Below are 16,122 nucleotides of genomic sequence, written 5' to 3' on the forward strand. Positions count from 1 at the left end.
GTAACACAATTGTAATGTAAAACACTTGACAAGTATTTACGGGGGGGGGTATACTTAATATAGTATAGTCTGAAAATGATTATCAGAAAAGAGGTAAATTTAGATGAATAAGAAAAAAATGATTTTAACAAGTCTAGCCAGTGTCTCTATCTTAGGGGCTGGTTTTGTTGCGTCTCCGCCAGTAACTGTGAAAGCGGAGGTGGCATCTACAGCATCTGCTTCATCTACCGTAGAACAGGCAAAGAGCAAGGTTGCTGAGGCAGAAAAAAAGGTGGCCGAAGCTCAGAAAAATTACGATGAAGCTCAGAAAAAAGCCGAAGAAAAGGCAAATGCCGTTAGAAAAATAGATGAAGAACGGCAAATAATTAATGGAGAGCTGCAGAAAGCTTATCTTGAACTAAGACAAGCACAAGAAGAAAAAAATAAATATCCAAACCAACCGGAATACACTAAAAAATTTAATGAAGCGAATAAAAAAGTAGATGAAACAACAACAAAACAGAAAGCTAAGGATGAAGAATATACAAAAAAAATGTATGAGTCTATTCCTGAAGTCACCCCTCTGTTGAAAGAATTAAACACCGAAAAAGGCAACCTCGAAGTTGCCAAGCGACAACTTGAGGCGGCTGAAAAGGCTGAGAAAGAAGCCGAAGCAGCTGCTCAAAAAGAATTCTTATCTAATTTTGATAAAGCTTTAGAAACTACAGTTAAAGAATTAGAAGAAGATTTAAAAAATGCAAAAAATGATCCAGAATTAGAAAAACAAATTCAAGGGTTTATTGATGAATTAAAAAAACGAGCTGCAGATAAGAAGGCTGATTATGAAAAACGCTTCAAAGAAGGTCTAACTGCAGAAGCCGCTGAAAAAGAAATAGAAGAAAAAGCTAAAGAAGAGGAAGTTGCAGAAGAAAAAGAAGCTAAGGAAGAAGCAGCTGCCCAAAAAGAATTTTTAGCCAATTACGATAAAGCTTTAGAAGCTACAATTAAAGAGCTAGAAAAAGCTGATACGAAAAATGATCCAGAACTAGAAGCACAAAAACAAAAAACGATTGAAGCATTAAAGAAAGAAGCAGCTGAAACGAGAGCTAAAATTGTAGAAGGTTTCAAAAATGGATTAACTGCTGAAGATGCTGAAGAAGCAATAGATGAAGCTAATAAAAAAGCTGCAGAAGAAAATAAAGCTAAAGAAAAACCAGCTGAAAAACCAAAACCAGAGAAAACAGATGATCAACAAGCTGAAGAAGACTATGCTCGTAAATCAGAAGAAGCATATAATCGCTTGACTCAACAGCAACCGCCAAAAACTGAAACTCCAGCACAACCTTCTGTTCCTGCAAGACCATCTAATCCGACATATGTCCCTTCATACCCTTCATATGTTCCATCATACAGCTCATATTCTGTAGTGGCACCAGCTAAACCAGCCGCTCCAAAAACAGGCTGGAAACAAGAAAATGGTATGTGGTACTTCTACAATACGGATGGTTCAATGGCGACAGGTTGGCTACAAGACAACGGTTCATGGTACTACCTCAATGCTAATGGAGCTATGGTAACAGGTTGGCTCCAAAACAATGGCTCATGGTACTACCTCAACGCTAATGGAGCTATGGTAACAGGTTGGCTACAATACAATGGTTCATGGTACTACCTCAACGCTAGTGGCGCTATGGCGACAGGTTGGGCTAAAGTCAACGGCTCATGGTACTACCTAAATGCTAACGGTTCAATGGCAACAGGTTGGGTTAAAGATGGAGATACATGGTACTATCTTGAAGTATCAGGTGCTATGAAAGCAAGCCAATGGTTCAAAGTATCAGACAAATGGTACTATGTTGACGGTTCAGGTGCCCTTGCAGTCAATACAACTGTAGATGGCTATAGAGTCAATGCCAATGGTGAATGGGTTAACTAAACCTAATGTAACTAGTTAATACTAACTTCCTGTAAGAATCCTTTAAAGTATTCCCTACAAATACCATATCCTTTCAGTAGATACTATACCCTTGTAGGAAGTTTAGATTAAAAAATAACTCTGTAATCTCTAGCCGGATTTATGGTGTCAGAGACTACGGAGTTTTTTTGATTGGTAAAGAATGGTGGTACTCAATAGATTCTTAGTTTGCTATTTGATTTGAAAATTACAAATTCTTTCTCTTCTTGGCATTTTTGGTCAGGGAAACCTGATAAGTATCTTGTTCTTTAGTGAGGTAATGGATGATTTGAAAATCATCGGTTTGAGCCTTGAAATCCACTTCGTAGACAGTGGTGACTTGTTCTCCATCATTGCTAGTATCAATCGAGATGAGGTCTAACTCAGTACAGAATTGTGATAGCCCAGATTGGATAGTTTGAAGTTGCTTATCCTGGTTCGCAATTGTGATGGTCAATAGTCTGCGACGTTGGTGATTGCTCTTGCTTTGTTGCTTTTCTAAAAGAAGCCATACTGCTAAGATAAAGACGGTGAAGAGAACAGCTAAGGCTAGGTAGCCTGTCCCTGCTGCCAGCCCAATAATCATAGCAAGGAAGATAGCAATTAGTTCCCGTGAGCCACTAGTGGCTGAACGGAAACGAATGAGGCTAAAGGTTCCTGCAACGGCGATAGAGGTTCCTAGGCTGCCATTTACCAGAAAGATGACCAAGGTCATCAAGCAGGGGAGTAGGGTCAAACTAACCGCAAATTCCCGCGTATAGAGGGTACGGTGTTTGTAGGCCCAGGTCAGCGCCAAACCTAAAATCAGGCTGACTAAGAGAGCCAGAAAGAGCTGGATAGGATTGGCAGTGGCGGTTGTATCGTTGAAAATAGAATTAAAAAGATTAGACATAAGTAGTACCTACACTTTCTGTGCTTGGTCGTGGGCTATAGTCCAGCCCTTGAGACTTGTGGTAGGCGCAGCTGTATTTTGAAAATTTCTGCTCTACCAGTCCATATTGGTCGAGAATATCTTGTAGCCATTGGGGTTTTCTACCAGGTGCTTTAATTTCCATGATGACAATGTCCTCGTTTAGTAGAGGGAAACCGTCCTTTCCTGAGAATAAACTGACATTCTCATCACGATAGGTTAGATTTTGGTCAATGGTGATACGAATTTTATTGTAGGGAAATCCGCTAATTTCTTTCTTTTCCTTGAGAGAAAAACGGTCGTAGTAAATATACATACGAGGGATAATGGCTTGCTGATATTCCTCTTGGAGTTGCTGGATTTTTTCAATCATCATTTGGTCCTTGATGCTGCTATCCAGCTGTCCTTTGGTCATAAACTGGGTGATAGACTGGAGAGTCGACAAGAGACGATATTTTCGTCCGACACCAGTTCTGTCCTTGGATTTGATTTCTAAAAATACCTGACTATCAGGCTGGACTTGACTGAGATAGGTTCGCATCCGAATCTTTTCTTTACGCTTAGTACCTTGGCTATCATCCTGAATCATATCAAATTGCTCTGTATCAAAGTAGATATTAGAAATGGTAGATGTTGGATAGTCATCCTCGACGAGGTATGTTTTTAAGTCTTCTATTAAATTAGCCAAGTCAGTCTTGGCAACGACATATTTGGTTTCAATTCGTTTAAAGCTTGTTTCAATTGGTTTCATAAATCCTGTCTCCTTTATCAAACTGTTTCAGCACTCTATCTTATTAGTAGATAGGTGTGTCTGGGTAAGCTGATACTCTTCGAAAATCTCTTCAAATCACGTCAGCTTCACTTTGTCGTATATATGTGATTGACTTCGTCAGTCTTATCTACAACCTCAAAACAGTATTTTGAGTAGCCTGTAGCTAGCTTCCTAGTTTGCTCTTTGATTTTCATTGAGTATGAACTTGCTTGTGACTAGTCTAGGGAATTTTCCTAAAACTTTTGTTAAAGATAACTTAACTGAAACTGAACTTAAGAAAACTTTCAGAAAAAGTTTAGATTTTTTTCAGACTCTCCCTGTAAACTAAGCTCAAGCTAAATGAAGGCGAGGAAAAAAGTATGAAATCAAAAAAATGGACTCTAATCTTAACCAGTTTAACAGCTTTGACTTTGATGACAGCTTGTGGGCAGTCAACGACCAAGTCAAGTACAACTGCAGCGGCAGATACCACTGCCATCACAACTTCAGCTAAAAATAGTCAATCTTCTTATTTTACAGAAAAGGACTACGATACATCTTATGATGAAAATACAGCCTCTAAGATTGAATTGTCAGGCTCATCTGCAAGTGTCTCTGGAGACGGTGTGACAGTTTCTGGTTCAACAGTGACTATCTCAAAAGCAGGTACCTATGTCATCTCTGGTCAGTCTGACGGAGTGCAAATTCAAATTGCAGCTGATAAGTCTGATGATGTGAAACTTGTCCTAAAAGGCGCGACCATGACCAATACAGATGCGGCTATTTCGGCTACAAGCGCAGGTCATGTCTACCTCACTCTAGCAGAGGGAACCACCAACAGTCTCTCTGACTCAAGTTCTAACAGTGATGAAAAGGCAAATACCGCTCTCTTTTCTAAGGTTGATTTGACCATCAATGGCTCAGGAATTCTCAATGTGGATGGCAAGAAAAGCAATGCTATCAAGGCTAACGACACCCTCCACATCACAGGTGGAACCTTTAACATCACATCAGTTGGCGATGCCTTTAATGTCAATGATGAACTTAATATCACTGGTGCGACCATGACGATTGATGCTAAGGAAGATGGTGTCAAAGTTGACAATGATGATGATATGACTGTCGGAAATATGTATTTGGCGAACAATACCATAACAGTCACAGCAGGCGATGACGGCATTCACGCTTCTGGCAACCTAGTGATTGATAGCGGTACTTACACAGTCAAGAATGCGACTGAAGGAATTGAAGGGAAAGCCATTACGATCAATGGTGGAGATATCAATGTCTACTCGACAGATGATGGGGTCAATGCAGCCAATAAAAATGCCCAGCAAAGTGACATTTACTTTACTATGACAGGTGGAAATCTAACTGTAGAAGTCGGTCAAGGGGACACAGATCCGATTGACTCAAACGGGAATATCACAGTCACAGGTGGAACCATTAAATTGATAGGACAATCAGGTTTTGACTTTGATGGAACAGCAACCTACACAGGTGGGGATATCTACATCAATGATGAAAAACAAACTGATATTGTCAATTCTATGCCTGGAGGCGGAGGTCCGAATGGAGATCCTGGCGGTCCAGCCCCTGGCGGACGAGGATAAACAGAAACGAGGCTGGGCAAGAAGTCTTTGAAATCAGAAAAGCGCATAGTATCAGGTCAGAGAAACATTGGTACTATGCGTTTTATTGTGGGGAGATTTACTTCATTTTCTCCTGAAGTCGACTTTTTACCCAACATCGTTTTGTCCTGCTATTTGAGTTGTTCTACTTGACTCCAAGTAAAAAAGGAGTATAATGTTGTAATAAATAAAGTTACAATAAAAAGAACAAGGGAGAAATAGATGACCTACGCATACAATAGTAAGATTTATTTGGCAGAGGCAGTTTTAAATGTTAAGGATTTGGCAAGTCAGACTGCCTTCTATCATCAGATTCTAGGCTTGGGAATCCTTTCTCAGACAGAATCTGAAAGTATTTTAGGAGCTGGTGGAAAGGCTTTGGTTCATTTACTGAAAACAGACAGGCTAGAGGAGGTGCAAGATCACTATGGTCTCTATCACCTAGCTATCCTTTTACCAAGTCGTGAGGATTTGGCAAATCTGTTTAAGCATATAGCAGAGCTGCAAATTCAGCTAGTCGGTGGGGCGGATCATGGCTACAGTGAAGCAATCTATCTGGAAGATTTAGAAGGGAACGGGATTGAAATTTATCGGGATAAGTCTGTAGAGGACTGGGATATTCGTGAGGATGGGCGCATTGTCGGAGTGACCGAAGCCTTATCTGCTCAAGAAATATATGAGATGGGACGTAAAGTAGAACCTTTTGAGATAGCCTCTACTACGCGCATGGGGCATATCCATCTTTCTGTCAAGGATAGTCAAGTAGCAAGCCAGTTTTATCAAAAAGTTTTAGGACTAGAGGATAAATTTAGTCTACCTAGTGCTAGTTGGATTGCATCTGGGGATTATCATCATCATTTAGCGGTCAACGAGTGGGGAGGAAAAAGGCTACTCAGAAATGAACAAGGATTACCCGGCTTGGCCTACTATGTCATTGAAGTCGCAAGCAAAGAAGAACTTCTAGCAATTGACGAAAGAGGACAAGAAGTTGAGGCGCCTATCAAGTGGCTGACATCAACTCAGTTGGAAATCATAGACCCAGATGGAATTGTGTCCCGTATTCGTTTAGCAAGATAGGCAAGATGTGTTGAAAATCAAAGCATAAACTGTAGGAAGTGCTCCTTATCCTAGTCAGATATGTAGAAAATTTGATATGATAGCAGGGAATAAGGAGAAGAATGCAATGACCAGTGAATACCAGAAAATGATAGCAGGAGAGGTTTACCGTCCATCGGACCCAGAATTGCGGGCCTTGGCTCAGGCTTCTCGCCAAAAGCAGGCTGCCTTTAACAAGGAAGAAGACCCCTTAAAGGGAGCTGAAATCATTAAGGCTTGGTTTGGCTCGACTGGGCAAAATCTATATGTCAATCCACGTCTGGTGGTCGATTATGGAGTCAATATCCATCTAGGGGAAAATTTTTATTCTAATTGGAACTTGACCATGCTGGATGTTTGTCCGATTCGTATTGGAGACAATGCCATGATTGGTCCCAACTGTCAGTTCTTGACCCCCCTCCATCCGCTGGATCCACATGAGCGCAATTCAGGTATCGAGTACGGTAAACCTATCACAATCGGAGATAATTTCTGGGCTGGTGGTGGCGTCATTGTCCTGCCTGGAGTTACACTTGGAAATAATGTCGTCGCAGGAGCAGGAGCCGTGATTACCAAGTCCTTTGGAGATAATGTTGTGTTAGGTGGCAATCCTGCGCGCGTGATTAAGGAAATACCTGTGAAGTAGAAGTAAAAAGGAACAGCGGGTGTTGTTTCTTTTCTGTCATTCCCTTGTTCTTCTATAATGGAGAAAAAGGGAGTGGAGATAAAAACTTCTTCTATATTTTTTACCCAACCCACATTTACCTACTCTATATCTTAGCAAGTCTGCTTCATTGATCAATTTTAAATCATCTTGTAACTGGGATGCTTTTTGATACAAGAAGTATTAGTGTAGGAGAGAGTTTTTGTGGATGACTAGATGATATCAATGATTTTTCTATTTATTTTCAGTCAAAGATGATACAATAGTAAGGTCGCAAACACTAGACTGCGCAGGCAGGAGGTGATCTTATGTGCGTTTTCATCGAACTTGTCTTGCTACCTATTCTTGCTGGTACACTAGCGAATGTCTTATCGGAGTGGCTTATCCGATTTGTAGCAAGCAAATGCGACAAGAAAAAGAAATAGCCTGAGCGCCTTGAGCAAGCGCAAAAAAACACCACTGGCGGCAACCGGTGGTGTTTTCTTATATGCTTATTTCATCGAACTTTTAAGCAAGTCCATTGTACCATTAAAAAGAGTCTCTGTCAAAAATATTGTTATTGTATTGTTTTTATTCTCAGCCTCCTCCTTGACACTCCGTCAATTTTTGATACAATAGTACAAAATTAGAGGAGGCAGGCTATGATTCAGAAACATGCGATTCCCGTTTTAGAGTTTGATGATAATCCTCAGGCGGTTATCATGCCCAATCACGAGGGGTTGGATTTGCAGTTGCCAAAGAAGTGTGTCTATGCTTTTTTAGGTGAGGAGATTGACCGCTATGCGAGGGAGGTAGGGGTAGACTGTGTCGGCGAATTCGTTTCTGCTACCAAGACCTATCCAGTTTATGTCATCAACTACAAAGGCGAGGAGATTTGTCTGGCTCAGGCTCCTGTTGGTTCAGCTCCAGCAGCCCAGTTTATGGATTGGTTGATTGGCTATGGTGTGGAGCAGATTATTTCCACAGGTACCTGTGGTGTGCTAGCCGATATAGAGGAAAATGCCTTTCTAGTCCCTGTTCACGCTCTGCGAGATGAAGGAGCCAGTTACCACTATGTGGCACCTTCTCGTTATATGGAAATGCAGCCAGAGGCTATTGCTGCTATTGAGCAAGTTTTGGAAGCCAGAGAGATTCCTTATGAAGAAGTCATGACCTGGACGACAGACGGTTTTTACCGAGAAACGGCTGAAAAGGTGGCTTATCGTAAGGAAGAAGGCTGTGCTGTTGTAGAGATGGAGTGTGCTGCGCTTGCGGCAGTAGCCCAACTGCGTGGGGTTCTCTGGGGAGAATTGTTGTTCACAGCAGATTCCCTAGCTGACTTGGACCAGTACGATAGTCGTGACTGGGGCTCGCAAGCTTTTGATAAGGCCTTGGAACTCTGTCTTGAAATAGCCTTTCAGATATAGCTACTCTCCTACTTTTTATGGTACAATGGATGTATGTTATTCAAATTATCTAAGGAAAAAATAGAGCTAGGCTTATCTCGTTTATCGCCAGCCCGTCGTATTTTTTTGAGTTTTGCCTTGGTCATTTTACTAGGCTCTCTTCTTTTGAGCTTGCCTTTTGTCCAAGTTGAAAGCTCACGAGCGACTTATTTCGACCATCTCTTTACAACCGTATCCATGGTCTGTGTGACAGGTCTTTTTACTCAGCCTGTCGCTGCCACCTACAATATTTGGGGTCAGCTCATTTGTATGTTCTTGATTCAGATTGGTGGTCTGGGGCTCATGACCTTTATTGGAGTTTTCTATATCCAGAGCAAGCAAAAGCTTAGTCTTCGTAGCCGTGCAACTATTCAGGATAGTTTTAGTTATGGAGAGACTCGATCTTTGAGAAAGTTTGTCTATTCTATTTTTCTCACGACTTTTTTGGTTGAGGGTTTGGGAGCTCTATTCCTCAGTTTTCGTTTTGTTCCTCAACTTGGCTGGGGGCGCGGTCTCTTTAGTGCTATTTTTCTAGCTATATCCGCCTTCTGTAATGCAGGTTTTGATAATTTTGGAAGTACGAGCTTGATTGCTTTTCAGACTGATCCCTTGGTCAATCTGGTCATCGCAGGCTTGATTATCACAGGTGGTCTTGGATTTATGGTCTGGTTTGACCTTGCTACGCATATAGGGAAAAAGAAAAAAGGGCGCCTGCATTTTCACACCAAACTGGTTTTATTACTAACGGTGGGGCTACTAGCTTTTGGGACGGTGAGCAGTCTCGTTCTTGAATGGAACAATGCAGGGACGATTGGCAATCTCCCTGTTGCAGATAAGGTCTTGGTCAGCTTTTTCCAAACTGTCAGCATGAGAACGGCTGGTTTTGGGACAATTGATTACAGTCTGGCTCGTCCTGTTACCTTATTGATTTATATCTTGCAGATGTTTCTAGGTGGAGCTCCAGGAGGAACAGCTGGGGGACTCAAGATCACGACATTTTTTGTCCTCTTGGTCTTTGCACGAAGTGAGCTTCTAGGCTTACCTCATGCCAATGTCGCTCGACGGACGATTGCGCCGCGAACGGTTCAAAAATCCTTTAGTGTCTTTATTATCTTTTTGATGACCTTCTTGCTGGGCTTGATTTTACTAGGGGTGACAGCCAAGGGCAATCCTCCCTTTATCCACCTCATATTTGAAACCATTTCTGCTCTTGGGACAGTCGGAGTGACGGCGAATTTAACTCCAGATTTAGGGAAATTAGCTCTAAGTGTGATTATGGTTCTCATGTTTATCGGACGAATTGGTCCCTTGACCCTGCTGGTCAGTCTAGCAGATTACCATCCAGAAAAGAAAGATATGATTCACTATATGAAAGCAGATATTAGTATTGGTTAAGAAAGGAAAGAGCATGTCAGATCGTACGATTGGAATTTTAGGCTTGGGAATTTTTGGGAGTAGTGTCCTAGCTGCCCTAGCCAAGCAGGATATGAATATTATCGCTATTGATGACCACGCAGAGCGCATCAATCAGTTTGAGCCAGTTTTGGCGCGTGGAGTGATTGGTGACATCACAGATGAAGAATTATTGAGATCAGCAGGGATTGATACCTGCGATACCGTTGTAGTCGCAACAGGTGAAAATCTGGAGTCGAGTGTGCTTGCGGTTATGCATTGTAAGAGTTTGGGGGTACCGACTGTTATTGCCAAGGTCAAAAGCCATACAGCTAAGAAAGTGCTAGAAAAGATTGGAGCTGACTCGGTTATCTCGCCAGAGTATGAAATGGGGCAGTCCCTAGCACAGACCATTCTTTTCCATAATAGTGTTGATGTCTTTCAGTTGGATAAAAATGTCTCTATTGTGGAGATGAAAATTCCTCAGTCTTGGGCAGGTCAAAGTTTGAGTGAATTAGACCTCCGTGGCAAATACAATCTGAATATTTTGGGCTTCCGAGAGCAGGAAAATTCCCCATTGGATGTTGAATTTGGACCAGATGACCTCTTGAAAGCAGATACCTATATTTTGGCAGTCATCAACAACCAGTATTTGGATACCCTAGCAGCATTGAATTCGTAAAAGAGGGAGTTTCCCTCTTTTTTGATGCCCAAGATGGCAAATAGAGACAGAAGCCTTGTATTCTAGTAAAAGTTCTTCAAAGGCTGGACTTTATGGTAAAATAGAAAGAAGTGACAAGAGAGAGTAATACTCAATGAAAATCAAAGATCAAACTAGGAAACTAGCCGCAGNNGTTTTGAGGTTGCAGATAGGGTTGACGCGGTTTGAAGAGATTTTCGAAGAGTATAAGAAAAAATCAGTCCCCTAAAGGAGCAGATTATGAAGTTATTGTCTATCGCCATTCCTAGCTATAATGCTGCAGCCTATCTTCATTACTGTGTGGAGTCGCTAGTGATTGGTGGTGAGCAAGTTGAGATTTTGATTATCAATGATGGGTCTCAGGACCAGACTCAGGAAATCGCTGAGCGTTTAGCCAGAAAGTATCCTAGCATCGTTAGAGCCATCTATCAGGAAAATAAAGGCCATGGGGGTGCGGTCAATCGTGGCTTGGCGGAGGCTTCTGGGCGTTATTTTAAAGTAGTTGATAGTGACGACTGGGTGGATCCTCGTGCTTACCTGAAAATTTTGGAAACCTTGCAGGAACTAGAGGGTGATGGGCAAGAGGTGGATGCCTTTGTGACTAATTTTGTCTATGAAAAGGAAGGTCAGTCTCGTAAGAAGAGTATGAGTTACGAGTCAGTCTTGCCTGTTCGGCAGATTTTTGGCTGGGAGCAGGTCGGAAATTTCTCAAAAGGCCAGTATATCATGATGCACTCGCTGATTTACCGGACAGATTTGTTGCGAGCGAGTCAGTTCCAATTGCCTGAGCATACTTTTTATGTCGATAATCTTTTTGTCTTTACGCCCCTCCAGCAGGTCAAGACCATGTACTATCTGCCTGTCGATTTCTATCGTTATTTGATTGGGCGTGAGGACCAGTCTGTCAATGAGCAAGTGATGATTAAGCGCATTGACCAGCAACTCAAGGTCAATCGACTCTTGGTAGACCAGCTTGATTTATCTAAAGTAAGCCACCCCAAAATGCGAGAATACTTGCTGAATCACATTGAAATCACGACGGTGATTTCCAGTGCCCTGCTCAACCGAGCAGGCACAGCAGAGCATCTTGCCAAAAAACGCCAATTGTGGACCTATATTCAGCAGGAAAATCCAGAGGTCTTTCAGGCCATTCGCAAGACCATGTTGAGCCGTTTGACCAAACATTCAGTCTTGCCAGCTCGCAAACTGTCCAACGTCGTCTATCAAATCACCAAATCTGTTTATGGATTTAATTGATATAAGTATTTTATAAGAGGGATTTAAGAAAAATTTTAACTTTTTCTTAGTCCTTTTTAATTTTAGGAGATTATACTAGAGTCATCAAATAAAGAAAAACCCTAAGGAGAATCCTATGAAATTCAATCCAAATCAAAGATATACTCGTTGGTCTATTCGCCGTCTTAGTGTCGGTGTTGCCTCAGTTGTTGTAGCTAGTGGCTTCTTTGTCCTAGTTGGTCAGCCAAGTTCTGTACGTGCCGATGGGCTCAATCCGACCCCTGCTCAAGTCTTACCTGAAGGGGAATCGGTAACGAAAGAGGGTGACTTAGCAGAAACTCAGGGAGACACCGTTCTTGCTCAAGCGAAACCTGAGGCCGTTGCTGGAAATACGAACTCACTTTCTACACCTACAGAAAGAACTGAAGTGAGCGAGGAAACAAGCCCTTCTCGTCTGGATACACTTTTTGAAAAAGGTGAAGAAGAACAAGAAAATCCAGAGCTAACAGATGTCTTAAAAGAAGCTGTAGATACAGCTGATGTGGCAGGGACAGAAGATATTAAAAAAGCTGTCGATGAGGATGTTAAAGACAGTATCGATGTCCCAGCGGGCTACCTAGAACAAGCCAAAGTTCCCGGTCCTTTCTTGGCTGGTGTAAACAAACCGCTTAAATATGAACTTTTCGCAGGCGATGGTATGTTGACACGTCTCTTGCTCAAAGCATCTGACAAGGCTCCATGGTCAGATAACGGTGTCGCTCAAAACGAGAAAATTCCACCAGTGAAAAATTTACCTGATGACAAGTATTACTATCAAGTATCTTTGAATGGTAACACCACAGGTAAGCAGGGTCAGGATTTATTAGATACACTTCGTACTAATGGTACAAATACCTATGAAGCTACCCTGACTGTCTATGAAGCAGCCGGAGATAAACCTGATTTGACTAAGGTTGTCAAGGAACGTAAAGTCAATATTACCTTGAACGGTCTTGTAACAAGAAGCGATGTTAACTCTGCAGTTGAAAACAACGTTAAAGACAGTATCGATGTTCCAGCTGCTTATCTTGAAAAAGCTGAAGGAAAAGGTCCTTTCACTGCCGGTGTAAACCAAGTAATTCCTTATGAACTCTTCGCAGGTGATGGTATGTTGACTCGTCTCTTGCTCAAAGCTTCTGATAAGGCTCCATGGTCTGATAATGGTATCGCTAAAAATCCTGCTTTATCTCCATTAGGAGAAAATGTGAAAACAAAAGGTCAATACTTCTATGAAGTAGACTTAAATGGCAATACTGTTGGTAAACAAGGTCAAGCTTTAATTGATCAGCTTCGTGCTAATGGTACTCAAACTTATAAAGCTACTGTTAAAGTTTACGGAAATAAAGACGGTAAAGCTGACTTGACTAATCTAGTTGCTACTAAAAATGTAGACATCAACATCAATGGATTAGTTGCTAAAGAAACTGTCGAAAAAGCTGTTAAAGATAACGTTAAAGACAGTATCGATGTTCCAGCAGCTTATCTTGAAAAAGCTGAAGGAAAAGGTCCTTTCACTGCCGGTGTAAACCAAGTAATTCCTTATGAACTCTTCGCAGGTGATGGTATGTTGACTCGTCTCTTGCTCAAAGCTTCTGATAAGGCACCATGGTCTGATAATGGTGTAGCTAAAAATCCTGCTTTATCTCCATTAGGAGAAAATGTGAAGACCAAAGGTCAATACTTCTATGAAGTAGACTTAAATGGCAATACTGTTGGTAAACAAGGTCAAGCTTTAATCGATCAGCTTCGTGCTAATGGTACTCAAACTTATAAAGCTACTGTTAAAGTTTACGGAAATAAAGACGGTAAAGCTGATTTGACAAATGTCGTAGCAACTAAACAAGTTACTATTAAGATAAATGTTAAAGAAACATCAGACACAGCAAATGGTTCATTCTCACCTTCTAACTCTGGTTCTGGCGTGACTCCGATGAATCATAATCATGCTACAGGTGCGACTCATCAAATGTCTACTGACCATAAGGACATGATGGCACCAGCCAAAGAGACTGATAAAGCAATTCCAGCAAATGACCAAATGGAAAAATCAGGTATGAAGACTGAGACTCCAGCTTCAGGTACTACAGATAGCATGCCTGCTGACACCATGACAAGCTCTACCAATACGATGGCAGGTGAAAACATGGCTGCTTCTGCTAACAAGATGGCTGATACGATGATGTCAGACAAGATGATGTCAGATGATAAAGCTATGCTACCAAATACTGGTGAAGCTCAAACATCAATGGCAAGTATTGGTTTCCTTGGGCTTGCACTTGCAGGTTTACTCGGTGGTCTAGGTTTGAAAAACAAAAAAGAAGAAAACTAATTAGCTAAGGAAATAAATGATGGATAGTGGGCTGACTAAGGCTAGTTTACCAACTCAATCAGCTATCAGGACTTTCTTTCAATAGCAGATTAAAATCATCGTAAAACAATAAAAATAGTGTTATACTTAAAGCAGTATAGCACTGTTTTTATCAAAGGAGAGACAGATGGGAAAGACAATTTTACTCGTCGATGACGAGGTAGAAATCACAGATATTCATCAGAGATACTTAATTCAGGCAGGTTATCAGGTCTTGGTAGCCCATGATGGACTGGAAGCGCTAGAGCTGTTCAAGAAAAAACCGATTGATTTGATTATCACAGATGTCATGATGCCTCGGATGGATGGTTATGATTTAATCGGTGAGGTTCAATACTTATCACCAGAGCAGCCTTTCCTATTTATTACTGCTAAGACCAGTGAACAGGACAAGATTTACGGTCTGAGCTTGGGAGCAGATGATTTTATTGCTAAGCCCTTTAGCCCTCGTGAGCTGGTTTTGCGGGTCCATAATATTTTGCGTCGCCTTCATCGTGGGGGCGAAACAGAGCTGATTTCCCTTGGCAATCTGAAAATGAATCATAGTAGTCATGAAGTTCAAATAGGAGAAGAAATGCTGGATTTGACTGTTAAATCATTTGAATTGCTGTGGATTTTAGCTAGCAATCCAGAGAGAGTTTTCTCCAAGACAGACCTCTATGAAAAGGTCTGGCAAGAAGACTATGTGGATGACACCAACACCTTGAATGTGCATATTCATGCTCTTCGACAGGAGTTGGCAAAATATAGTAGTGACCAAACGCCCACTATTAAGACAGTTTGGGGGTTGGGATATAAGATAGAGAAACCGAGAGGACAAACATGAAACTAAAAAGTTATATTTTGGTTGGATATATTATTTCAACCCTCTTAACCATTTTGGTTGTTTTTTGGGCTGTTCAAAAAATGCTGATTGAGAAAAGTGAGATTTACTTTTTGCTTGGGATGACCATCGTTGCCAGCCTTGTCGGTGCTGGTATTAGTCTCTTTCTCCTGTCGCCGGTATTTACGTCGTTGGGCAAACTCAAGGAGCATGCCAAGCGGGTAGCGGACAAGGATTTTCCTTCAAATTTGGAGGTTCAAGGCCCTTTAGAATTTCAACAATTAGGCCAAGCTTTTAATGAAATGTCCCATGATTTGCAGGCCAGCTTTGATTCCTTGGAAGAAAGCGAACGAGAAAAGGGCTTGATGATTGCTCAACTTTCGCATGATATTAAGACTCCTATCACTTCAATCCAAGCGACGGTAGAAGGGATTTTGGATGGGGTTATCAAGGAAGGAGAACAGGACCATTATCTAGCAACCATTGGGCGCCAGACAGAAAGGCTCAATAAACTGGTTGAGGAGTTGAATTTTTTGACCCTAAACACAGCTAGAAATCAGGCGGATATGACTAGTAAAGACAGCATCTTTCTGGACCAGCTCTTAATTGAGTGCATGAGTGAATTTCAGTTCTTGATTGAGCAGGAAAGAAGAGATGTCCACTTGCAGGTAATCCCAGAGTCTGCCCGGATTGAAGGAGATTATGCTAAGCTTTCTCGTATATTGGTGAATCTGGTCAATAACGCTTTTAAATACTCAGCACCAGGAACCAAACTGGAAGTGGTGGCTAAGCTGGAGAAGAACCAGCTTTCAATCAGTGTGACCGATGAGGGACAGGGGATTGCCCCAGAGGATTTGGAGAATATTTTCAAACGCCTTTATCGTGTAGAAACTTCGCGTAATATGAAAACAGGTGGTCATGGCTTAGGGCTTGCGATTGCGCGTGAATTGGCCCATCAATTGGGTGGAGAAATCACAGTTGCCAGCCAGTACGGCCTAGGAAGTACCTTTACCCTTGTTCTCAACATCTCTGGCAATGAAAATAAAGCTTAAAAACCCTTTACAAATCCAGCTATTCATGGTAGAATGGATTTTGTGCGAAATATCAGCAGGAAAGCATGAAGCTCGTCAACAGGTGTCTTATGATAAGTAACCTT

The 16,122-nt window shown here is 41.6% G+C and carries 13 protein-coding genes; 11 read left to right on the plus strand and 2 right to left on the minus strand.

Annotated elements, in window-relative coordinates; translation table 11 throughout:
- Positions 1 to 103: 103 nt before the first annotated feature.
- Complete coding sequence (locus tag HT720_RS07005) at positions 104 to 1,915, plus strand: hypothetical protein (RefSeq protein ID WP_173275191.1); 1,812 nt, start codon at positions 104 to 106, stop codon at positions 1,913 to 1,915.
- A 226-nt stretch (positions 1,916 to 2,141) separates the two neighbouring features.
- Here the strand turns inward: HT720_RS07005 and HT720_RS07010 are convergent, their stop codons facing one another.
- Together HT720_RS07010 and HT720_RS07015 are read right to left on the minus strand one after the other, a co-directional pair.
- Complete coding sequence (locus HT720_RS07010; RefSeq protein ID WP_173275192.1) at positions 2,142 to 2,825, minus strand: DUF4956 domain-containing protein; 684 nt, start codon at positions 2,823 to 2,825, stop codon at positions 2,142 to 2,144.
- A complete protein-coding gene (locus tag HT720_RS07015; protein ID WP_173275193.1) occupies positions 2,818 to 3,594 on the minus strand; it encodes a polyphosphate polymerase domain-containing protein in 777 nt (258 codons plus the stop codon). Before HT720_RS07015 ends, HT720_RS07010 begins: the two co-directional genes overlap by 8 nt.
- Positions 3,595 to 3,974: 380 nt before the next feature.
- Here HT720_RS07015 and HT720_RS07020 point away from each other — a divergent pair, with 380 nt between their 5' ends.
- The 10 genes from HT720_RS07020 to HT720_RS07070 all read left to right on the plus strand — a co-directional run bounded on the left by HT720_RS07020 (position 3,975) and on the right by HT720_RS07070 (position 16,018).
- Entirely contained in the window at positions 3,975 to 5,207 is a 1,233-nt protein-coding gene (locus HT720_RS07020) for a carbohydrate-binding domain-containing protein (RefSeq protein ID WP_173275196.1), read from the plus strand.
- 240 nt (positions 5,208 to 5,447) lie between these two features.
- Entirely contained in the window at positions 5,448 to 6,302 is an 855-nt protein-coding gene (locus HT720_RS07025) for a VOC family protein (protein WP_173275199.1), read from the plus strand.
- 106 nt (positions 6,303 to 6,408) lie between these two features.
- Positions 6,409 to 6,966: a sugar O-acetyltransferase gene (locus tag HT720_RS07030; RefSeq protein WP_173275304.1), complete on the plus strand. Its 558-nt coding sequence runs from the start codon at positions 6,409 to 6,411 to the stop codon at positions 6,964 to 6,966.
- A 659-nt stretch (positions 6,967 to 7,625) separates the two neighbouring features.
- Positions 7,626 to 8,390 carry a nucleoside phosphorylase gene (locus HT720_RS07040; RefSeq protein WP_173275201.1) on the plus strand — a complete coding sequence of 255 codons (765 nt, stop codon included), beginning with the start codon at positions 7,626 to 7,628 and terminating at the stop codon, positions 8,388 to 8,390.
- Between the two features lie 33 nt (positions 8,391 to 8,423).
- Entirely contained in the window at positions 8,424 to 9,803 is a 1,380-nt protein-coding gene (locus HT720_RS07045) for a potassium transporter TrkG (protein WP_173275204.1), read from the plus strand.
- 13 nt (positions 9,804 to 9,816) lie between these two features.
- Positions 9,817 to 10,482 (plus strand): TrkA family potassium uptake protein, encoded by a 666-nt coding sequence (locus HT720_RS07050; protein ID WP_050226157.1) that lies wholly within the window; start codon positions 9,817 to 9,819, stop codon positions 10,480 to 10,482.
- A gap of 258 nt (positions 10,483 to 10,740) precedes the next feature.
- Positions 10,741 to 11,757 carry a glycosyltransferase family A protein gene (locus HT720_RS07055; RefSeq protein ID WP_173275207.1) on the plus strand — a complete coding sequence of 339 codons (1,017 nt, stop codon included), beginning with the start codon at positions 10,741 to 10,743 and terminating at the stop codon, positions 11,755 to 11,757.
- A gap of 115 nt (positions 11,758 to 11,872) precedes the next feature.
- Positions 11,873 to 14,104: a PavB family fibronectin-binding SSURE repeat adhesin gene (locus HT720_RS07060; protein ID WP_173275209.1), complete on the plus strand. Its 2,232-nt coding sequence runs from the start codon at positions 11,873 to 11,875 to the stop codon at positions 14,102 to 14,104.
- 166 nt (positions 14,105 to 14,270) lie between these two features.
- On the plus strand, positions 14,271 to 14,969 hold the full coding sequence (locus HT720_RS07065; protein WP_000520637.1) for a response regulator transcription factor: 699 nt from the start codon (positions 14,271 to 14,273) through the stop codon (positions 14,967 to 14,969).
- Positions 14,966 to 16,018, plus strand: coding sequence for a HAMP domain-containing sensor histidine kinase (locus HT720_RS07070; protein ID WP_173275212.1), 1,053 nt, complete (start codon positions 14,966 to 14,968; stop codon positions 16,016 to 16,018). The genes HT720_RS07065 and HT720_RS07070 overlap by 4 nt, the downstream gene beginning before the upstream one ends.
- The last annotated feature ends 104 nt before the right edge of the window (positions 16,019 to 16,122 follow it).

The sequence above is a fragment of the Streptococcus sp. 68 genome (assembly GCF_013277415.1).
Taxonomy (GTDB): Bacteria; Bacillota; Bacilli; order Lactobacillales; family Streptococcaceae; genus Streptococcus.